The sequence below is a fragment of the Nonomuraea sp. NPDC002799 genome, assembly GCF_053592075.1.
In genome coordinates, this window is the sequence record NZ_JBSFVA010000031.1 from 23,544 (window position 1) to 43,743 (window position 20,200).

The following is a 20,200-nucleotide window of genomic DNA, read 5'->3' on the forward strand; positions in this document are numbered from 1 at the left end:
TCAAGACACTCGTGTGTGGACCCCGACCGCGGACACCACGCCGACGCTCACACCGTGGCGTGCGCCTCGTGGCCCGGGCCGGAGTACTCCGTCGTGGTTCAGCCGCGCGCCCCCGAGGACGGGCGGCGGCAGGGGGACGAACGCGGTGTCCACCCCGACCGTCGACCGCGCGCCGACCACGAAACCCGCCCCTCCGATGCGGACGGTTCCCGCCGTGTGCGCGGGCGCCTGCCGCTGGACGAGCCGCCGCACCGCGTCCTCGTCGGCGGCGGCGGGCAGCAACACGCGGAACCGGTGGGCGTGCTCGGTGAGGGGATCGGTGTCGGGGTCGCCGAACGCGCGCAGCGGCGCGGCGCCCAGCACCGACCCCCGCGCCGATCCACCGAGCCGGAACCGGCTCGCCGACCGGCCGAACAACCGCACCGCGCCGAGGCCCCGGGCGCCCGCCGGGCTCGCGGTGGATCGGAGCTGCGCCCAGTGGCGGTCGCCGGCCAGCTCGTCGATGACCGGCGTGACGCCGAAGACGACCCGGATGGCCTCGGACAGCGCCCACGGCGTGCCGCGCCGCCGGTACAGCTCCGGCGCCGCGGCGATCAGCGCGCGCCGGGTGCTCGCGTCCCAGCCGGCCTCGAACGACAGGCCGAGCAGCCCGGCCAGCCACGGCAGCGCCGCGTCCGGGACGCCGGCCGGGTCGAGCAGCGCGGGGTAGCGCTCGATGACTCTGTCGATCTCGGCCGTCGTGGCGTCGAACAGCGACAGGAACCGCTCGGTGAAGTCGTCCGCGGCGGGGTCCTGCCGGAACGCGGCGGGCAGCAGGTCCGCGCTGGTCGTGCGCGGGAAGTCCAGCCGGATGCGGTGCAGGAGCGGGGTGCCCGAGGTGTCACCGGACAGGCGTACGCGGGCGGTGAGGTAACGGCCGGGCGGCTGGTCGACCAGGAAGTCGGTGACGCCGGCCGGCACGGTCTGCCAGTCGGTGCCGGCGAACCGGCCGTCCTCCGAAACGACGACCGCCACGGACACCGCCGTGCCTGCCGGAACGTCGGCGAAGACGCGCACGCGGTGCCAGCGGCAGCGCGAGATGCCGCTGTCGATCAGGCCGGTGGTGAACTCGCCCTCGCGCGCGTACTGGCCGGGCCCGGGCGCCGGCTCAGGGCGCGGCTCGCCCGCCCAGTCGTAGCAGGAGGTGACGTCGCCGTCGGGGCCCTCCTCCCGGAGACAGAACCCGTCCTCGCCGGCGGAGACGAGCGTGCTCGGCGGCAGCGCCGCCGCCAGCTCCTCCAGGCGGACCTCGGTGAACGGGCGGCCCGGCCGGCCCCGGTGGATGCGCAGCCGGGTGTGGTCCTCGGTGAGCAACCAGATCGTGCGGTCGGATCCGGTGCGCATCCCGATGATCTCGCCGGGGACGCCGGTCTCGATGCCGCCGCGCGACCGCCCGTCCGGGCCGAACCGCGCCAGCTCGGTGCGGCCGTCCCGGGACACCAGCACCTGCCCGTCCGGCGCGAGCGCGACGAGCCCGGCGCCCGGCACGCTGATCACCGCGATGAGCTGCGCACCCTCGTTGCGCCAGACGAGCACCCGGCCGGAGTCGACCACGGCCACGCGGTGCCCACGGGCGGCGACGGCACCAGGCGCGTGCAGCGCCCCGGGATCCCGGCGAGACACCCCGGCTGGGCGCCCGTCCGGCGACCCGGGATCGCGGCGAGACACCCCGGCCAGGCGCCCGTCCGGCGACTTGTGATCGCGGCGAGGCTCCCAGACCGGGTGCCAGGTTCCGGAGCATGGGTCGCGGCGCAGCAGCCGGTCCGCCGCGAGCAAATACCAGGCGCACGCCCGGCAGCCGGGGGCCAGCCGGGGGTCGGGGAACCACGGGAGCACCTGGGCTCTGGTCGGCCCGTCCGGCGACGGGCCGCCGAAGGCGAGGCGGACACCGGCCGGGTCGGCGAACCCGGCCACGTTCAGCACCTCGGCCTTATCCTCGTCCCACCCGACCACGTCGTCGAGCAGGCGGAACGTCGCGACGACCGGTGCGCACGTCATGATTCCTCCACCGGGATCAGCAGCGGGCGCTGTGGCCAGATGAGGTCGTTCGGCGGGATCGGGAAGTCGGTGCACGGCGGCAGCCGCAACCCGTCCACGGTGAGCGAGAGCCCGGACACGGCGAGAACGCCGTCGACGGCCAGCAGCCGGCGTACCAGCGGGGTGTGCCGCACGGCGCCGCCGAACGGCCAGCCGCCGCCGTCCCTCCCGCCCCGCAACGGATCCAGGTGGCCGGTGACCGCGTCGGCGGCCCTGGCCAGCACGGCGGCCCGGTCCTGGTCCCGGTCGAGCACGAGTCGTGCCTCCACCGCGACCCGGCGGAACGCGACCGGGCCGGTGGCCACGGTGACGCCGGCGGGCGCGACCTCGCGGGTGAGGAAGCCGGACACCGCGCTCAAGGTGGCCGCGGACGGCACCGGCGGCTCACCGGCGGCCCCGCCCGAGTCCTCGATCGGCGGCACCACGAGCACGCCCACCACGCCGGGAATGGGCTTACCGGGGAAGTCCGGGTGCAGGCCGGGCACGCCGTGCGCGCGGGCGACCGAGGCGCCCGGCGCGCGCACGGCCAGCAGGCCGTAGTCGGCCGGCGCCACGGCACGGCCGCGCGAACGCAGTCCCCCGACCCCGCGCCGCATCACGTCGGCGTCCGGTTCGGCGTCGGTGCCGCCCGTGGCGGGGAAGGGGTTGTTGACGCCGGTGACGAACGGCAGCGCGGTGACGACGCTGTTGACCGCGCCGGCCGCCACCGCGCCCGCCCGGCCGCCGCCCACGCGGTAGCGGACGGCACGCACGTTGCGGAAACCGGGCGGCACGGGCGCGCCGTTGACGCCGTCGCCGAAGGTCACTTCGCCGGTCGCGTAGTCGACGACGAACACCCGATCGTCCGTTCCGTACGCGGCCAGGCTCTCGACCTCCTGCCAGCGCGCGGCGGAACCGGCCGTGGTGCCGAAGGGATCGGCGCCCAGGTCATCGCCGGCCGCGATCACCGCCGGATCGGCCGTGGTGCCGAAGAGGTCGGCGCCCAGGTCGTTGTCGACCTCGATCACCACGCTGCCGGCCAGGATCGGCACCTGGCTGAGCCGCATCCGCCGGCGGGTCGTCCGCCGCGGGTCCTGGATCGGTTCGAGGGGCTCGTCGAAGATCGTGCGGGCGGCCGCGGCCGCGACCATGTTCAGCCGCAGCCCGGTGACGAGGGGCGGCGCGACGGTGAAGGCGCCGTGCGCGACCTGCAGCCGCAACCACCGCAGCGCCGGTCCCGGCCGGGCGACCGGTGGACTGCCCACGGCCCACGTGCGCGGCACCCGCAACTCCACGGTGCCGCCGGCGCGCAGACCGCCGGTCTCGTCCCGGACCACCTCGACCGGCCGGAACCGGCCGCCGTCCAGCACGTCCCAGCGCAGGAGCGGCTGCGGTGACACGGGCAGCGGCGTGAGCCCGCCCGACTCGGCAGCCGTCGGCGGCACGGCGGCGATGACGAACCCCAGGGACAACGACGGGAACGGGCTCGCGGCGCCGGCCAGGCCGAGCCACAACGCGTCGCCGGGCCGGGGATCCGCGCCGAACGGCGGGAAGGGGCGGCCGGGACCGTTCGGCCCCAGCGGAACCGGTTCGAGCGCGCCGGCCCGCTGCACGGCGATCGCGCCGAGGGTGGCGGGCGTGGCGTAGAGGTCCTGGCCGGTCTCGTAGATGATCTGGCCGGCCGGTCCCGACGCGGCGGCCTGGAAGCCGGCGGGGACGAGGACCGACGCGCCGTCCGGCGGGGTCACGGTGAACTCCAGCAGCGCGGCCGCCGCGGTGGCCGGCCGCCGCCGTACGCCGGCGATGTCCAGGTGCTCGGCCAGCACCTTCTCCGGCAGCCGGTTGACCCGGGCGAGCACGGGTTCGGCCTGGGTGCCGAAGAGGCGGACGAGCGCGACGCCGGCGTCCTGCCGGTCGGGGTTGGTCCAGTCGGGGGTGTAGCCGGGGATGCGGTCGCGCACGGCGGCGCGGACGGCTTCCCGTGTCGCGTCGACGAGCTCCGGCTGCACCCCGGACGGCCCCGGGCCGGGGACGGTGCGCCCCTCTTCGCCGCGCCCCTCCCCGCCGCGCCCCTCCTTGCCGCGCCCCTCCTCGCCCGAGTCGCGGGCCCACCACACGTCCGCGGTCATGTCAGACCCTCCCCCGGTTCGACGGCGGGCACGATCCGGGTGCGGATCTCCCGCGCGATGGGCAGTTCGCCGGCCCGCAGGGCCATGTCGCCGCACGAGTCGGCCGGGTCCGCGCCGTCGAGGCCGATCGCGACGCCCGAGACGTCCGCGAGGTCGCCGAGTGCCTGCTGCGCGGCCCGCAGCAGCGCGGACGGCCGCAACGCCTCGCCGAACGGCCAGCCCGTCCCGTCATCGCCGCCCACCAGCGGGTCGAGGTAGCGGCGCAGCGCGTCTCCGACCACCGCGGACACCCGGACCCGGCCTGCCGGGCGCCCGGACAGGTCGACCCGCAGCCGGACGGCCCGGTAGGCCGGGGCGCGCACGAACACCTCGGCGGTCAGCAACCGCGCGTCCGCGAGCCGGTCGGCGACCTCGCACAGCAGGCCCGGGTCCGGTTGCGGCGCCGGCACGGAGCCGATGTCGTCGCGGGGCGCCGCGGGGACGATGTGAACGGTCACCGCGCCGGGCACCCGCACGCACGGGAAGCCCGGGTGCTCGCCGAGCGACGCGTACGCCCGGCCCACCGCCACGCCGGGAGTCGTCACGGCCAGGGTGACGTAGTCCTCGGCGGTGACGGCCCGGGTCACCTCGCCCAGCGTGCCCGCCGCACGATCGCGCGCCTGTGCCACGGTCTCCGGGTCCGTGCCGCCCTCGGCCTGAACCAGATTCGCGCCGCGCACGGCCACGGCGTCCGTGATGGGCAGCCAGTTCGTGGTGAGCCCGCCGTTGCCGGACCGGCCGCCGCCGATGGTGTACGCGACGCGCACGTCGTCGGTGGGACGCGGGACACGCCCGGTGAGCCCGTCGCCGAACACGAGGGCGCCGGCGGCCCGATCGAGGGTGAAGATCCGGTCGCGGGAGCCGCCGAACGCGAAGTCCACCACCGGTTCCCACGCCTCGCCGGCCAGGTGGAGGGTCGCGTCGAGGAGGCGGTCGGCGGCGTCCGGCAGCACCAGTCGCTGGCCGGGCAGCTTCAGCCACCCGGTGCTCTGGGCGGCCAGCTCGGTGGAGGTCAGCCACCCGGTGCTCTGGTCCGCCGGCTCGGTGGCGGTCAGCGCGCGCTGTTCGAGGTGCCGGGCGGCGCAGACGTTGACCGCGAGCTGGAGCAGTCGCGGCGGCGAGGCGAACGTCGCCGCCGGGGTCGACACCAGCACGCCACGATCCTGCCCGGACCAACCGTCCGGTAGCCGCAGCCGGACCACCCCGGACCGCCGCAGCCCGCCGGTGCCGTCCTCGACCTTCGCGAACGACCCGGACACCTCGGTGCCGGGCCGGAACCACGACCACGTCAGCTCGGCGGGCGGCCGCACGTCCAAGACCGCCGACGGTGACCAGGACGGTGGCAGCGGCGTGTCCAGCTCGACGAGCAGCGACAACCAGCCGGGCGCCGAGCCCGCACCCGACCGACCAGACACCGAGTCCGCACCCAACCGACCAGACACCGAGTCCGCGCCCAGGCCGGGTGCCGGGTCCGGGTGGGCGAGCGGCAAGGTGAAGCGTGCCGAGGCGGCCGAGCCGTCGCTCGCCAGCAGGGAGACCCCGCGCCGCGCGCGCAGATCCGCCGTGCGGTCGCGGTCGGTCCACACTGTGACGTCCCCCTCGTCGAGCGGGAACACCGCGACGTCGTCGTCGAGGGTGAACCTGATCCGCCCGGCGGGATCCCGCGACATGACGGTCCCCGCGGGGACGACGCCCGGCTCGTCGGCGGTCAGCCGCAACACGGTGGCCGCCGGCCGCGCGGGTCGCGGCGGGTCGAGACCGAGCAGCCGCAGGATCGCGACGACGAGCTCGTCCGGCGCCTGGTCGAGCCAGTAGAGCCGCTGCTCCAGCAGGTACGCGAACAGCTCCAGCAGCGTGACGCCCGGGTCGGCGGGCGCGTGCAACGTCCACCTGCCGTCCGACTCGGCCGGGATGCGGCGGCGGATGGCCGCCATCATGTCGGCCCAGGTGAGGTCGTCGAGCTTCGGCATGGGCAGGGTCACGGCGTGCCCCCCGTCAGGCCGAGGTAGAACGGGAACACCAGGTTGGTCTTGGTGTTGGTACGCCGGACGCGGTATTCGACCGAGACCGTGACCCGGGACTCGTCGGCCGGGTCGGCCTCGGCGCGGACGGCGTCCAGCTCGACCCTCGGCTCGTAGGCCCGCACGGCGTCGGCGATCGAGCGCTCCAGGTCGCGCAGGCTCTGCACGCTGCCGGGCGCGAACACGGACTCCTGCGCCTTCGTGCCGAAGTCCGGCCGCATCACCCGCTCGCCCGTGCCGGTGAGCAGCAGCGCGCGCAGGCAGTGCTCGATGCTCTGCTCGCCGACGGCGTACCCGAGCCGCCCGGCCTCGTCCGGCAGGATCGGGAACCGCCAGCCGGTCCCGAGAAACGGTTCGCTCATTCGACCGTCACCTTCGACGACAGGACGGTGTTCAGCAGCGGCACCACCGGCGGGGTGGTCGGCGAGCCGGGCGCGGCGGCCGTGTGGGTGTGCGTGTCGAACGCGGTCTTGAGGGCGTCGCCGAGCACCGCGCGCTGGGTGGCCCCGCCGCCGAGGTCGACGGCGTCCGCCTCGACGGTCACCTTGCGCGCCTTGAGCCTGATCTCGCCCGTGGCCGTCACGGTCACGGTGCCGCCCTCGGCGGTGGTGATCCGGATCTCCTTGGCGCCGTCGTCGAGCAGCACCTCGTGCCCGGCCTTCGTCCGGATGATCTTCTGGTCCCGTCCGCCGGTGCGCGCGGCCGGCGGCTTGTCCACGCCGTTGTACAGCCCGCCGAGGACGATCGGGAACCGCATGTCCCCGTGTACGAACGCGATCAGCACCTCGTCGCCGATCTCCGGGACGAACACCGAGCCGTAGCCGCCGCCCGCGTACACCTGGCTGACCCGGCACCACTCGGTGACGGTCGAGCCGCCGTCGAACCACGGGAACTTCACCTTGACCCGGCCCTCGTCGTCGCCGTCGTTCTCCACGACGATCGCCTCGACGACGCCGTAGTAGCGGCGGTCGGTGCTGCGCGCGCGTGGCACGGCCCGCGTCATCACACATCTCCCTGGTGGATCCGGCGGCCGGTGAAGGTGGTGAAGAAACCGCTGGTGCCCAGGGTGTGCTCGACGCGCTTGACGAAGTAGGTGCCGGAGAACCGCCGGCCGAGGCCGAAGATCTCCAGGTTGTCGCCCGGCCGCAGCTCCGGCAGCCCGGCCACCCGGCCGGTCGCGGTGATGAACTCATACGACCGTTCGCGCAGCAGGGCGATCGCCAGCTCGCGGGCCTCCTGCGCGCTGGTGACCGGGGCGTCGACCAGCACCTCCTGGCGGCTGCCCACCGCGCTGTCGGCGGCCTGCGGGCCGCTCTGCCCGTCGGCGGAGTTCTGGCCGGCGGGCAGGTTGTCGGCGGTCGCGGTGAACTCCAGCGCCTGCTTGGTGCGCGGGTCCCAGCCGCGCACGGTGAGCTTGCTGACCTGTTGCGACAGCGTGAGGGTCGGGGTGAAGTCGAGCAGGTTGGGCACCAGGCCCTCGGGTTGCGTGGCCGGGCCGGTGGTGAGCCCCGGCTGGTAGGTCAGCCGGAACAGGCGGATCGGCCGGCCGTCGCGGCCGTCGGTCGGCTTGATGAAGTACAGGGTCTCCTCGCCGGTGTCCGGGTCCGGCAGGATGAAGCAGTCGAAGTCGAGCCGCTTCGCCCGTTCCATCAGGAAGGTCACGTCGTCCTGGTTCTTCTGCACCACCAGGTCGTGCACCGGCCCCTCGGGTGTCGTGACGACCCGGAGCTTGTTGCGCCGGGCGATCTTCTCGGCGATCTGCCAGTCGGCCATCCGGCGGAAGACCTTGTCCTCCTCCTTGGCCGGCTTGCGGTCCTTGAGCTTCAGCATCCCGTCGACCCCGCTGACGGAGACGGTCGGCGACGCGCCGTCCGGGAACTTGGGGGCCAGCGTGCTGATCGTCCCGGTCGCGACGGTCAGCAGCCGGTCGGCGTAGCCGAGCCGGACGGAGACGCGGGAGCCGAGCCGGAACTGCCGCGAGTCGGTGTGCTTGAACTTCAGGTTGACGTCGTCCCAGTTGTTCAGCTCCAGGGAGAAGCCGGACATCTCGTCGAGGTCGCGGTGCACCTTGATGTCGAGGATGTCGTTCTTGGTGGTCGGGTCGGCCTCGACGCCCTCGATGAACACCTCGAACTCGGGCGCGTACCGGTCCGGGTCGGCGATCTGCGGCTCCGCGGCGGGCAGGGTCATCGCGGCGCCCCTCTCACGGCAGCCGGGGCACGGTCAGCACCCGGCCCGGCCGCAGCTCGCGTGGATCGGTGATCCCGTTGGCGCGCGCCAGCTCCCGCCACGCGTCGGGCCTGCGGTAGACCGCGGCGGAGATGCTCGACAGCGTGTCGCCCCGGCGCACCACGTAGCTCTTCTCCACCGTCGGCGAGGAGCGCGGCGGGTCCGAGACCTGCTGCGCCGCCGGGCGGAACTCCTTCAGCGTCAGGTCCAGCTGCGCCCGCAGCGGCACCCCGTTCTTGCCGAACAGCACGTAGTTGACGTCGAGTTTCTCCAGCACACCGGTGAACACGGACTCGTCCCAGACGAACCGCACGACCGGTGGCGCGTGCTCCCTGCTGTCGGGCCGCATCAGGTTGCGGATGGCGTCCACGTAGGCGGTCCGGACGTTGTCCAGCGTGTCGGAGGTGTCGACCAGCGCCTGCACGGTGAGCGTCTCGCTGCCGCCCCGGACGTACTGGATCGGCGGCGTCTCCAGCCCCGGGATGGTGATCTCGGCGAAGGTGTTGCTCTTGCTCAGCTTGTAGTCGGTCGGGTTGAAGCGCAACGGGATCCGCCGGTGCCGCTCATCGGCGATCACCGGCCGGATGATCTCCAGGCGGGCCAGGGCGCCCTGGCTCGCGAAGGACACGGGGGTGACGCTCACCAGTGGCCCTCCATGTCGCTGAGCTTCCGCTCGTTCTCGGCGTGTTTGTGCCGCGCGCACTCCTGTTCGTACAGCCGCGCCCACGCCTGGATGTGCTTGTTGAACAGCCGGGTGAACACGGCTCCGTCGTCGCCGTCCACCTGGAAGCGCACCTCGAGGTTGTGGATGATCAGGTTCTTGGCCACGTTGTCTCCTACAGGACGTTGGTGAGTCCTTCGTGGGCGATCTCCAGGGACTCGATCGCGACCGCGCTCTGCTCCGCGTGCAGGTCCGGGCCGCTCCACTTGGCCGCGAGGCCGCCGTGGAAGGCCCACGCCAGCGCGGGCAGGCCGGAGGTGTCGAGCATGATCACCGCACCGTCGCGCCGGGCGCCCAGCGAGTCGGCGAGGCCGGTCTGGTACCAGGACCACAACAGGCGGTCCCGGACCACGCCGCGTTTCAGCGTGATCCGGTTCCACGAATGCCGCAGCGGCAGTTGGCGCACCGCCTCGTTGCGGCCGCCCTCGGCGTAGGTGATGACCTCCAGCTGCGCGCCCAGCCCGGTCACCTCCTGGAACGCGCCCGCCGCGACCAGCGGCAGCAGCAGCGCCTGCGCGGGCGGCAGGTAGGCGTCACCCGGGTCGAGCGTGACGATGAAGCGGTATTTGGGCAGCGGCTCGTTCAGGTCGAGCAGGCGGTCGATGGGCGTGCTCATGCCTCGATCACCTCCAGCCCGCGGTCCTGGCCGAGCACGACGCGCAGCCGGATGAACTCCATCGGCACGGCGGGCGCGACCTCGACCTCGCACACCAGCAGCCCCGGATCCTGCTCGGGCGGGTTGTTCGTGTCGTCGCAGACCACCCGGAACGCCTGCTCCGGCCGGGTGCCGGCCAGCGCGCCGGTCCGGAACGTCTCCAGCAGCACCGACGTGATCGCGCGGACCAGGGTCAGCCGCAACTCCGGCGAGTTCACGTCGAACACCAGCGGCCCGGCGACCCGCCGGATCGCCCGCACGAGCAGGTGCAGCAGCCGGCGATGCGCGACGTAGAGCCGGCGCGGGTCGCCGGACAACGTACGCCCGCCCCAGACCACGAGGCCGCGGCCGCGCACGCACCGCACCAGGTCCACGTTCGCCTCGAACAGCCGGACCTGCTGCGGCTCGGGGTAGTCGATCTCCAGATCCACCGCGTCCAGCAGCGTCGCGTTGGCCGGGGTGTGGTGGGCGCCGCGCTCTCCGTCCAGCCTGGCGACCAGCCCGGCGACGTGCCCGGAGGCCGGCACCGTCCGCAGCCCGGTCCCCGCGAGCTCCGGCGCGCGCAGCGGCGGATGGTACACGGCCGCGGCGGCGAGCAGCGCCTCGTCGCCCACGTCCCGCAGTGTCCGCACCCAGGTCAGCACGTCGTCCACGGTGGCCGACGAAGGCGGCACGTCCAGCACGGCCAGCCGGTCGAGCAGCGTCGCGCACGTCGCCAGCAGCGTGAGCACCAGATCCGTGTGGTCGGTGCCGGCCAGATCCGCGCCCAGGTCCGGCAGCGCGACCAGCGCCGGCTCCGGCAGCTCGGCCTGCGCCGACACCGTGGCGAGGTAGTCGTCCCGGCCGGGCGGGCTGTCCGTGCCGCCCGTCAGCGTCAGGTCCCAGGACCGCGAGATCGGGGCTTCCGGCGGGGTCGGCCCGCCGGGCTCACCGGTCCCCGAAGGAACCGGTACGAGCGGCCCGCCGGGGTCCGGAGAGAGCAGCGGAACCGGCCCGCCGGGCTCCGCCGGGACCAGCGGAATCGGCCCGCCGGGCTCGCCGGCGACCACGGGGACCAGCCGGATCAGCCGGGACGCGGTCAGCCGGTCGGCCACCTCCTCCGGCGGCACGCCGGCGAAGATCTCCGCCGCCTCGCCGGGCACGAGCACCCGCACGGTGACCACCGGCGGCCCGGCGATGCTGCTCGCCTGATACCGCAGCACGATCCGGCCGCCGTTCGCCCACGTCCCCGGGCTGCTCGCCTCCACACGGAAGCCGGCCGTCCAGGGCGCGCTCGCGGTTTCGGCGGGTCCCGAGAGCCGCAGCACCCACGCGGCGCGGCCGCCGTTCTCGAAGAAGCCGCGCAGCGCGTAGGGGGTGGCGGACGAGCCGTCCGGCGGCCCGAACACGCCGACGACGTCGTTCCAGCTCCGCACCCGCACCGGGGTGCCGACCGGGCCGCGCCGGGTGCGGCCGAGGAAGGCCGCCACGTCGGTGCGCAGCGGCTCGGTGTCGGAGCCGCCGCGCACGACGGTCAGGGAGACGCCGGGAAGCGCCGCGCTGGTCATCTCGCTCACGCGTCGATCAGGAGGCTCTCGACCGCCAGCACGAGCGTCTCCATGGCGATCTCGTTCTTGGTCGCGTTGAACGACGGGCCGGTGTACTTCGTCGGCCAGGCCCGGTCGAAGTTCCAGCGCATGACCTCCTGGCGGTTCTCGTCCAGCATGACGATCGAGCCGGAGGTGCGGCGCACCCGGCCGTTGAGCGCCTCGTTGATCCAGTTCCAGAAGCCGACGTGGCCGGTGACGCCCCGCTTGAACGTCAGCGCGCTCGGGAACTTCTTGAGCCCCACCAGTTTGCGGACGGTGATGTCCTCGCTGCCGGTGCGGTACTCGATCACCGGCAGCTCCACGTCCAGCCCGCTGGCCTCGGTGAAGGACCCGCTCACCGCGACGCCGTCGTCGCTGACGTTGGTCACGATGACCAGGAAGTTATATGCGGCATACGGGTCTTCCCGCGTCGCAGGTGGCATGTCCGGTGCCTCTCAATCGGTTAGGCGGGCTGGGGCTCGCGGGTCTTCTGCTGGATCCGGAAGATCACGAACTCCGCCGGGAAGACGGGGGCGACGCCGATCAGGCAGATGAGGCGGCCGTTCGCGATGTCGTCGTCGGTCATCGTGGAGCGGTCGCAGGTGACGAAGAACGCCTCGTCCGCGGTCGTGCCGGCGAGCGCGCCGCTGCGCCAGACCGTGGTGAGGAAGTTGGAGACCGTCTGCCGCACCAGCGCCCACAACGACTCGTCGTTGGGCTCGAACACGACCCACTGCGTGCCCTCGTCGATCGACTCCTCAAGGAAGAGGAAGAGCCGCCGTACGTTGACGTATTTCCAGGAGGTGTCGGAGGACAACGTCCGCGCGCCCCACACCCGCTGGCCGAGCCCGGGGAAGAAGCGCAGCGCGTTGATCCCCTTGGGGTTGAGCAGGTCCTGGTGCCGTTTCGTGACATCCTGGGCGAGGCCGTCGGCCGGCCGGATGCCGCGGATGACCACGTTCGCCGGGGCCTTGTGCACGCCCCGTTCGGTGTCGACGCGGGCGTAGATGCCGGCCAGGTGGCCGGACGGCGGCACCTCGACGAACTGGTTCGTCGAGGGGTCGTTGGCGACCAGCCACGGGTAGTAGAGGGCGGCGTACTTGGTGTCGAACACCTCCCGGAACATCTGGATGTCCTCGAGGTCCAGCCCGTCCTGCGGGTCGAGGATCGCGAACCGGTCCTTGAGCAGCTCGCAGTGGGTGACGAGGGCCGACTCGACGGTCCCGGACCACACGCCGGGCACCGCGCAGATCGCGACCTCGTCGATGTCCTCCAGCGCCACGATCCCGGTGCGCCTGCCGCTGCCGCCGTCGGAGCCGACGAAGTCGGCGACGGTCAGCGCCTCGTAGCCGTCCGACCCGCCGTCCAGCGACAACGCGGACCCGCGCGCCGGGGTGGGGAACAGGGTGAGGTCGTTGATCGTGTCGCGGACCGTGGCCCGCACCAGACGCGAGCGGCTCGCCAGGGTGGCCGCCACGCTCGACGGGGAGTCGCCGCTGAGGCGGAGGTTGCTGAACGTCTCGGTCACCGAGCCGCCGCCCGGGTCGTCGAAGCTGGTGTCCACCCTGCCCTCGACGAGGTAGAGCCGGTCGTTGTCGAAGACGTCCGCGGGCGTGTCGGCGGTGAAGGTGACCTCGTCGCCGGCGACCGACTGGACGTAGAGGGTGGTGAGCCGGTCACCGGTGTCGAGCTGGACGACCGCGTCCGGATAGAGCCGGTTCACGCCGGCGATCCGCAGTTTCGGCGACGCGCCAGCCGGGTTGGCGCGGCGCACCCGGCGCACGCCGAACCCGGTGGGCCAGGCGGCGTGCGTCGCGTCGCCGAGGGTCAGGGTCACGGGGCCGCTCGACGGCCGGTCCACCTGCGTCACCTCGAACCGCCGGTCGCCGGCCAGGATCCAGAACGGCGCGTCGAGCCCTTCGGGCACCGCGTTGACCTGGACGGTTGGGCTGTTGGCGGCCGCGGGCTCGGCGAGCTGGGTGACGAACAGCTCGCCCTCGCCCGGGTCGGGCAGCACCTGGAGCGTCGCGCCCACGATCGGCGTGAACCGGACCTGGACGCCCCGGCCCCAGGTGCCGGGGCTCACCGCGGCGAACTCCAGCGTGGGGTCCTCGGTGCGCGAGCCGACCTGGACGTAGTCGCCGCGCGACGCCTTGACCTCGGCCGCCAGCGGGGTGCTGAGCTGGACACGCCGGGTGGCCGCGTTGTAGCCGGTGATCGTCGCGGCGCTGATCTCGACGTCGTCGCTGCCGCGGACGATGCTGACGGCGTCGTGGCCCTCGAAACCGATCAGGTGGGCCAGCTCCAGCGAGGACGCGCCGGCCGGCGCGTTGCGGACGATCTGGCTGACCAGCCCCCGGCCGAGTGTGCCGGAGGCCGGCTGCGCCGCGCCGCTCACGACCCGTTTGACGTACAGGCGCTGGCCGCCGTTGTCGAAGAAGCCCTTGACCGCCAGGGGGAACAACCACCAGCGGCCGCCCTCGGCCGGGTTGCCGGCCCAGTCGTCGCGCACCTGCGGGTCCGGCTCGGGCAGGAAGCCGCCGAAGGTGGTCTGGAACTCCAGGAAGGTCGTGACCAGCTTGGGCTTGCCGGTGGTCGGGCCGCGCTGGGTGACCCCGACCATGCCCGCCGTGCTGGTGCTCACCCCCGCGATCGGCCGCGGCCCCGCGTCAACCTCCTCGACGTAGACGCCGGGGCTCAGGTATTCGGGCATGGCTCTGGCTCCTTCGCTCTCACTGCTCGCGCTGATGGTCGGACCCGGCAAGCAGGTCCTGCGGGATCTCGATGACGTGCTTGCGGTCGCGTTCGGCCGGCAGCCGGATGTGCAGGGACCCGGTGCGGCCCGGCCGCTCCGTGGCCTTGAGGTGGAACGCCTGCCCGGCGGGTGGCCCGGGCACCCGGGCGCCCTCCCACCGCAGGGCGAGGCGGAACGCGCCGCGCGGGTCGGTCAGGGTGCGCTCCAGCCAGGCCACCCCGTCCGGGCTCGTCGTGCCCCGCGCCTCGACCAGCGCGTTCGCCACCGGCGCCCGGGTGCTCGCGTCCAGCACGACGCCGTACACGGTGCGGACGCCCGGCCCGTACGGGAAGGCGACGCTCGGCAGCAACCGGACCAGCCTCGGCTCGCTGAGCACCGCGGGCGGCCGGGTGTCGTCGTAGGGGTGGGCCGAGAACTCGGCCCCCGCGAGGGCCGCGTCGAACGGCCGGCCGTCGGCCGGGTACAGGGCCTGGTATCCGACGGCCTCGAAACGGACCCGGTAGCGCTCCGGCTCGGTGCCCGGCCCGCGGCGCCGGCCCAGCTCCGGGTAGGCGATCGCGGCGCTCGGGGTGCGGATCGCCTGCGTGTCCTGCGGCACCCAGGTGCCGTCGGCGGGGTCGAAGCGGTCGAGCCTGGTCGCCACGCCGACGGCCTGGACCCGCTGGGCGAACTCGTCGAACGGCACGAACCAGGCCGGGCTGTACAGGACCGAGGTCTCGACAGGATAGAACCGGCTCATGGCACGGGCGTCGGGTTGATCGTGCGGCTGCGCACGAGCCGCAGGTCCGCCACGTCGAGGGAGTCCAGGTTGACGACCCGGACCTCGTAGTTGAGCGACAGCCGGTAGGGCTTCTGGATCGCGTACCAGATCCAGGATTTCTGGTCGAGCGTCAGCGGGGTCAGCGTGAAGTGCAGCGCGTCCGTCGAGCCCGCCAGGCTGCGGGTCAGGTCCTCGCCGGCCCAGATCGCGTCGTCGTAGAAGACCTGGAGCGCGCGGCCGATCATCTGGTGCTGGGCCTCCTGGTTGCCGCCCCACGGAGTGATCAGGTAACGCAGCAGCAGCGCCATCGGCGGTTTGCGGACGGTGGGCACCTGCGGCGGCAGGGATCGGACCGCCGGCCGGTTGCGCGACGTCGGGTCCTCGGCGATCTCGTAGAGGAACACGGTGAGCTTCGCCTGGTCGACCTGCACCGGCTCGGAGAGGTCGTTCAGCTCCGCCGTCACCGGGCCGGGCCGAACGTCCGCCAGGGCCCGCCTTAACCGGTCCACGATGATCGTCGAAACGTCGGCGACGACGCCGAAGTCACCCATGCGAGTCCTCCCCTCGGCACACCGGGGAAAGTGACGCCGGCGTACGTGCCGCAGGATCGCAGGGGTGGCGTGGCGGAGCCGCCATCCGACCGTCGCGGTGGCGTCACGGCCGCGTTCCCGCAGCGTCCGTTAACGCGTGCGCACACACAGTGGCGACGCGGCGGTGACAGGCGCGAGCGCATCTTGCCTTCGTGGATTCATCCTTCGTGGAGTCATCCTTCGCAGAGCCGGCCGGAGAACGCGCCGGCAGTCTGGTCCTGCGCGCATGGCTGGAGGGCGGGCAGCCGGACCGCCTGCGGGTGCGCGTCCTCTCCTCGATCGGCCAGGACCAGGCGCCCCCGCTCGCCGTGACCTCGCCGGAAGCGGTGCACGCGGCCGTGCAGAGCTGGCTGGAACAGTTGCTGAACAGGCCCGATGACGTTTCCGTGACGGAAAGCTAACGCCACACCAGGAATAATTCCGTTAACGTTTGACGCCGTGTTCTCGTATATTGTCAACGGTGGGGCCATTGATCGGTGCGGGCGTAGCCTGGGGGGCCGATGCGCGCTGATGAAGTAACGCAGGTCGTGACCTTGCGACTGCTCAAGGGTTTCGCGCTGCTCGTGGGAGACACGCGGGTGACGCTGTCGTCCAGCGCGCAGCGGTTGCTCGCCTTTCTCGCCTTGCAGGACCGGCCGCGCACGCGCACGTACGTGGCCGGAACGTTGTGGCCGGAGGCGACGACCCCGCGTGCCAACGCCAACCTCCGCTCGTCGTTGTGGCGCGCCCTGCGCACCGGGCACCGGGTCATCGAGGCGTCCGCGCACGAGATGGCGCTGGCCACGAACATCAACGTCGACATCCACGCCGCGGTGGCCCACGCCCATCGGCTGCTCGACAAGTCCTGCCTGTGCGACGACATCCTCAACCGGCAGACCCGCGACGACCTCTCCGGCGACCTGCTGCCGGAGTGGTCGGACAACGAGTGGGTGCTGATCGAGCAGGAGCAGTTCCACCAGCTTCGGCTCTACGCCTTGGAGGCCATGGCGAAGCGGCTCACCGCGGCCGGCCGCGACGGGGAGGCGGTGGCCGCCGCCCTGGCCGCCGTGCGGGCGGAGCCGTTGCGGGAGAGCGCCCACCGGGCCCTCATCGACGCGCACCTCGCCGCCGGCAACCGGGCCGCGGCGCAGCACCAGTACGAGCAGTGCCGCCGCATTCTGCTGGACGAGCTGGGCCTCGAACCGTCCGCCATGCTCCGGCACCTTCTGTCGCAGCCCAGCGCGCACTGAATTGCGAATATCACTAAGAAATGTCCGTCCTTAATGGATTTGATCATTAGTGAGAATGCGCGATAAATAGCGGCGAACCGTTCCAGCCGGGCTGCGCCGGCCGGGCTCGGCGGCCGATCGGCACCCATCCTGACGCTCGTTGACGGAATATTTACGCCCTATCACTGCCCGCACGTATAGTTTCCTATACGACCGAGTAGTACGGTGGCCTCCTGGCCTCCGCGCATGAACAGGAGCGATGGGGACGTGACGACACCAGCGGCACCTGAGGACCTGACGGCCCGGGCACGCATCAGAGAGGCGGCCATGCGGCACTTCGGCGAGCTCGGCTACGAACGGGCCGGCCTGCGCGGCATCGCCGAGACCGCCGGGGTCTCAGCCGGACTGGTGCGTCACCACTTCGGGTCGAAACAGGGCCTGCGCGAGGCCTGCGACGAGTACATGATCAAGATGATCCGGCAGGTCAACGACGAGACCAGAGCCGGCCTCGCCGTCGGCGCGCTGAGCTCCGTGCTGACCGCCAGGGCGGCGGGCGGGCCCTACCACCAGTACATGGTGCGGGCCATGGCGGAGGGCTCGGCGGGCGCTCTGTTCGACGAGCTCGTCCGGCTGTCCGTGCCCTGGCTGCTCGAAGCCGACGCGAACCGGCCGGATCCTCCCACCGTCGACGTCAAGATCCGCGCGGCCATCGGCGTGGCGATGGCCCTGTCCATCGGTGTGCTGCACGAGCACGTCTCGCGGGCGATAGGCGCCGACGTCTTCAGCCCCGAGGGTGATCGCCTGCTCGCCCGGGGGCTCGTCGACATCTATTCGCACCCCATGCTCAGCATCGACGACGCGAGCCGGATCACGGCCGCCATCGACGAGGCCGAGTCCACACATTCGCAAGGAGAGTCAGCATGAGCGACGCGATCGCGGTGTCCGGTCTGGTCAAGACGTACGGCACCGCCCGGGCGCTGAACGGCCTGGATCTCACGGTCGGCACCGGTGAGGTGCACGGCTTCCTGGGGCCCAACGGCGCGGGTAAGACGACGACCATCCGCGTGCTGCTCGGCCTGCTGCGGGCCGACGCGGGACAGGTGCGGTTACTGGACGGCGACCCCTGGCGCGACGCGGTGCGCCTGCACAAGAGGCTGGCCTACGTGCCCGGCGACGTGAGCCTGTGGCCGAACCTGACCGGTGGAGAGTCCATCGACCTGTTCGGCGACCTGCGCGGCGGTCTGGACAAGGCCCGCCGCGCCGAGCTGGTGGAGCGCTTCCAGCTCGACCCCACCAAGCGCTGCCGCACCTACTCCAAGGGCAACAGGCAGAAGGTGGCGCTGGTCGCCGCGTTCGCCTCCGACGTCGAGCTGTTCGTGCTGGACGAGCCCACCTCCGGCCTGGACCCGCTGATGGAGGCGGCCTTCCAGCAGACCGTCCGCGAGGTGAGCGCCCGCGGGGCGACCGTGCTGCTGTCCAGCCACATCTTCTCCGAGGTGGAGGCCCTCTGCTCAGGGGTCAGCATCATCCGTGACGGCAGCACCGTCGAAACCGGCACCCTCGCCCAGCTTCGCCATCTGACCAGGACCACGCTCACCGTGGAGGCGACCGAGCCGATCACCGGCCTGGCCGGCCTGCCCGGCGTCCACGACCTGGTGGCCGACGGCACGCGCGTTCAGTTCGACGTGGACTCCAGCCGGCTCCCCGCCGTGCTGCGGCACCTGGCCGGTTTCGAGGTCCAGGCGCTGACCAGCCATCCGCCGACGCTGGAGGAGCTGTTCATGCGTCACTACGGCGACAAGGCCATGATCGGCGCAGCCCGATGAGCGCCTTCGCTGGCACCGGCCGGCTGATCCGCCTGGCCGTGCGCCGTGATCGTGTGCAGTTGCCGATCTGGATCGTGGGCTCGGTGGTGCTGCTCGCGGCCGGTGCCGCCGCGGTGGCCGACGAGTTCCCCGACGAGGCCGGCCGGATCGCCGCCTTGAAGGGCGCCGGCACCAGCCCCGCCGTCCTGCTCATGCGGGGCACGCCGGTCGGCTTCGACCTGGGCGCGCTGGTGAACTTCCGCAACTTCGCCTTCATGCTGGTGCTGGCCGGGCTCATGAGCACCTTCGCGATGGTCAGGCACACCAGGCAGAACGAGGAGAACGGCAGGGGCGAGCTGCTCGGGGCCGGCAGCGTGGGCCGGTACGCCGGTCTCACCGCCGCCCTCGTCGTGGTCGCGGGCGCCAACCTGCTGCTCGGGGCCACGCTGACCGGCACGCTGCTGGGGGCCGGCCTGGCCGCCGACGGCGCCCTGGCGTTCGGTGCGGCCACGGCGGCCTGCGGGCTGGCCTTCGCCGGCCTGGCCGCGGTCGCCGCCCAGCTGTTCCAGAGCGGGCGCGCGGCCAACGCGTTCGCCGCGACGGCCGTCGGTGTCTCCTATCTGATCCGCGGCGTCGGTGACGCGCTCGGCGAACGGGCGCCGGACGGCATCGCGATGACCAGCGCCTGGCCGTCATGGTTGTCCCCTGTCGGGTGGGGCACGAACGTCCGGCCGTTCGGCGATGAGGTCTGGTGGGCGCTCGCCCTGCCGCTCGTGCTGCTGGCGGCCGCCGTGGCGGCGGCCTTCGCGCTGGTCGATCGCCGCGACTTCGGCGCCGGGCTGGTCCCGGACAGACCCGGGCCGGCGACCGCCGCCCGCTCGCTGCTGAGCCCGCTCGGGCTGGCGTGGCGGCTCAACCGCGGCGCGACGCTCGGCTGGGTGATCGGCGGTGCGCTGTTCGGCCTGGGGATCGGCACGCTCGGCAAGACGCTCAACGACGCGATGGTCGGCAACACCGGCGTCACCAAGATGCTCGACCAGCTCGCGGGCGCCGGCGTCGCCGATCTGGTGGACACGTTCTTCGCCGCGATGATGAACGTGTACGGCGTGCTCGCGGCGGCGTACGTCATGCAGGCGCTGCTGCGGCTGCGTGCGGAAGAGGCCGGCGGGGCGGCCGAAGCGGTGCTGGCCACCGCGGTGGGGCGGATCCGCTGGGTGAGCGCGCACGTGGCGTGTGCGGTGATCGGCGCGACCGCGCTGCTGGTGCTGGCGGGCGTGGGCATGGGGGTGGCCGATGCCGCCGTCGGCGGCGACACCGGCGTGGGCGCCCTGGTCGGCGCCGGGCTGGTGCAGTTGCCCGCCGTGCTGGCCCTGGCCGGGTTCGTCGTGCTCGTCTTCGGTCTGCTGCCCCGGCTGACCGTTCCGCTCGCCTGGGCCGGGCTCGTGCTGAGCATCGCCTTCGGCCTGCTGGGCGACGTGTTCGGGCTGCCCGAGGTGGTGCGCGATATGTCACCGTTCAGCCACGTGCCGCCGGTCCCGGCCGCTGAGGTGACGGCCGGGCCGCTCGCGGCGCTGGTGATCACGGGTGCCGCCCTGGCCGCGGCCGGGCTGGTGCTGTTCCGGCGCCGGAGCCTGGCGCTGTAGGGCCTGGAGGTCGGCGGCCTGG

At 73.1% G+C, this 20,200-nt stretch carries 19 protein-coding genes; 5 read left to right on the forward strand and 14 right to left on the reverse strand.

The annotated features are described in order from the left end of the window. From ACWD0F_RS38850 to ACWD0F_RS38915, 14 genes are read right to left on the reverse strand one after another with little or no spacing between them, the layout of a single operon-like run. Nucleotides 1–2,037, reverse strand: a complete 2,037-nt coding sequence (locus ACWD0F_RS38850) for a phage tail protein (RefSeq protein WP_449885514.1) — start codon at nucleotides 2,035–2,037, stop codon at nucleotides 1–3. Next, nucleotides 2,034–4,184, reverse strand: a complete 2,151-nt coding sequence (locus ACWD0F_RS38855; protein ID WP_449885516.1) for a putative baseplate assembly protein — start codon at nucleotides 4,182–4,184, stop codon at nucleotides 2,034–2,036. The genes ACWD0F_RS38850 and ACWD0F_RS38855 overlap by 4 nt, the downstream gene beginning before the upstream one ends. Beyond that, nucleotides 4,181–6,205 carry a baseplate J/gp47 family protein gene (locus ACWD0F_RS38860; protein ID WP_449885518.1) on the reverse strand — a complete coding sequence of 675 codons (2,025 nt, stop codon included), beginning with the start codon at nucleotides 6,203–6,205 and terminating at the stop codon, nucleotides 4,181–4,183. The genes ACWD0F_RS38855 and ACWD0F_RS38860 overlap by 4 nt, the downstream gene beginning before the upstream one ends. Beyond that, the gene (locus ACWD0F_RS38865) at nucleotides 6,202–6,606 is read right to left on the reverse strand and encodes a GPW/gp25 family protein (protein WP_449885521.1); all 405 of its coding nucleotides are present in this window, start codon (nucleotides 6,604–6,606) and stop codon (nucleotides 6,202–6,204) included. The genes ACWD0F_RS38860 and ACWD0F_RS38865 overlap by 4 nt, the downstream gene beginning before the upstream one ends. Further along, nucleotides 6,603–7,247, reverse strand: coding sequence for a phage baseplate assembly protein V (locus ACWD0F_RS38870; protein ID WP_449885524.1), 645 nt, complete (start codon nucleotides 7,245–7,247; stop codon nucleotides 6,603–6,605). The genes ACWD0F_RS38865 and ACWD0F_RS38870 overlap by 4 nt, the downstream gene beginning before the upstream one ends. Beyond that, nucleotides 7,247–8,434, reverse strand: coding sequence for a phage late control D family protein (locus ACWD0F_RS38875; RefSeq protein WP_449885526.1), 1,188 nt, complete (start codon nucleotides 8,432–8,434; stop codon nucleotides 7,247–7,249). The genes ACWD0F_RS38870 and ACWD0F_RS38875 overlap by 1 nt, the downstream gene beginning before the upstream one ends. Before the next feature lie 13 nt (nucleotides 8,435–8,447). Beyond that, the gene (locus ACWD0F_RS38880; protein WP_449885529.1) at nucleotides 8,448–9,116 is read right to left on the reverse strand and encodes a CIS tube protein; all 669 of its coding nucleotides are present in this window, start codon (nucleotides 9,114–9,116) and stop codon (nucleotides 8,448–8,450) included. Continuing rightward, complete coding sequence (locus tag ACWD0F_RS38885; protein ID WP_449885531.1) at nucleotides 9,113–9,301, reverse strand: putative phage tail protein; 189 nt, start codon at nucleotides 9,299–9,301, stop codon at nucleotides 9,113–9,115. Before ACWD0F_RS38885 ends, ACWD0F_RS38880 begins: the two co-directional genes overlap by 4 nt. An 8-nt stretch (nucleotides 9,302–9,309) precedes the next feature. Further along, nucleotides 9,310–9,810 carry a phage tail protein gene (locus tag ACWD0F_RS38890; protein WP_449885534.1) on the reverse strand — a complete coding sequence of 167 codons (501 nt, stop codon included), beginning with the start codon at nucleotides 9,808–9,810 and terminating at the stop codon, nucleotides 9,310–9,312. Continuing rightward, nucleotides 9,807–11,396: a phage tail sheath family protein gene (locus ACWD0F_RS38895; protein ID WP_449885724.1), complete on the reverse strand. Its 1,590-nt coding sequence runs from the start codon at nucleotides 11,394–11,396 to the stop codon at nucleotides 9,807–9,809. Before ACWD0F_RS38895 ends, ACWD0F_RS38890 begins: the two co-directional genes overlap by 4 nt. A gap of 5 nt (nucleotides 11,397–11,401) precedes the next feature. Continuing rightward, nucleotides 11,402–11,860, reverse strand: coding sequence for a phage tail protein (locus ACWD0F_RS38900; RefSeq protein WP_449885537.1), 459 nt, complete (start codon nucleotides 11,858–11,860; stop codon nucleotides 11,402–11,404). Between the two features lie 20 nt (nucleotides 11,861–11,880). Then, nucleotides 11,881–14,130 (reverse strand): phage tail sheath family protein, encoded by a 2,250-nt coding sequence (locus tag ACWD0F_RS38905; protein WP_449885539.1) that lies wholly within the window; start codon nucleotides 14,128–14,130, stop codon nucleotides 11,881–11,883. Nucleotides 14,131–14,149: 19 nt separating this feature from the next. Further along, complete coding sequence (locus tag ACWD0F_RS38910; RefSeq protein WP_449885542.1) at nucleotides 14,150–14,911, reverse strand: hypothetical protein; 762 nt, start codon at nucleotides 14,909–14,911, stop codon at nucleotides 14,150–14,152. Continuing rightward, nucleotides 14,908–15,483: a DUF4255 domain-containing protein gene (locus ACWD0F_RS38915; RefSeq protein WP_449885544.1), complete on the reverse strand. Its 576-nt coding sequence runs from the start codon at nucleotides 15,481–15,483 to the stop codon at nucleotides 14,908–14,910. The genes ACWD0F_RS38910 and ACWD0F_RS38915 overlap by 4 nt, the downstream gene beginning before the upstream one ends. 191 nt (nucleotides 15,484–15,674) lie before the next feature. Here ACWD0F_RS38915 and ACWD0F_RS38920 point away from each other — a divergent pair, with 191 nt between their 5' ends. From ACWD0F_RS38920 to ACWD0F_RS38940, 5 genes are all read left to right on the forward strand, one after another. Then, the gene (locus ACWD0F_RS38920) at nucleotides 15,675–15,923 is read left to right on the forward strand and encodes a hypothetical protein (RefSeq protein ID WP_449885547.1); all 249 of its coding nucleotides are present in this window, start codon (nucleotides 15,675–15,677) and stop codon (nucleotides 15,921–15,923) included. Nucleotides 15,924–16,049: 126 nt separating this feature from the next. Further along, nucleotides 16,050–16,751 (forward strand): AfsR/SARP family transcriptional regulator, encoded by a 702-nt coding sequence (locus ACWD0F_RS38925; protein WP_449885549.1) that lies wholly within the window; start codon nucleotides 16,050–16,052, stop codon nucleotides 16,749–16,751. A 246-nt stretch (nucleotides 16,752–16,997) separates the two neighbouring features. Then, entirely contained in the window at nucleotides 16,998–17,654 is a 657-nt protein-coding gene (locus tag ACWD0F_RS38930) for a TetR/AcrR family transcriptional regulator (RefSeq protein ID WP_449885552.1), read from the forward strand. Beyond that, nucleotides 17,651–18,556: an ABC transporter ATP-binding protein gene (locus ACWD0F_RS38935; protein ID WP_449885555.1), complete on the forward strand. Its 906-nt coding sequence runs from the start codon at nucleotides 17,651–17,653 to the stop codon at nucleotides 18,554–18,556. Before ACWD0F_RS38930 ends, ACWD0F_RS38935 begins: the two co-directional genes overlap by 4 nt. Further along, nucleotides 18,553–20,178: an ABC transporter permease gene (locus tag ACWD0F_RS38940; RefSeq protein WP_449885558.1), complete on the forward strand. Its 1,626-nt coding sequence runs from the start codon at nucleotides 18,553–18,555 to the stop codon at nucleotides 20,176–20,178. Before ACWD0F_RS38935 ends, ACWD0F_RS38940 begins: the two co-directional genes overlap by 4 nt. Nucleotides 20,179–20,200 lie beyond the last annotated feature (22 nt).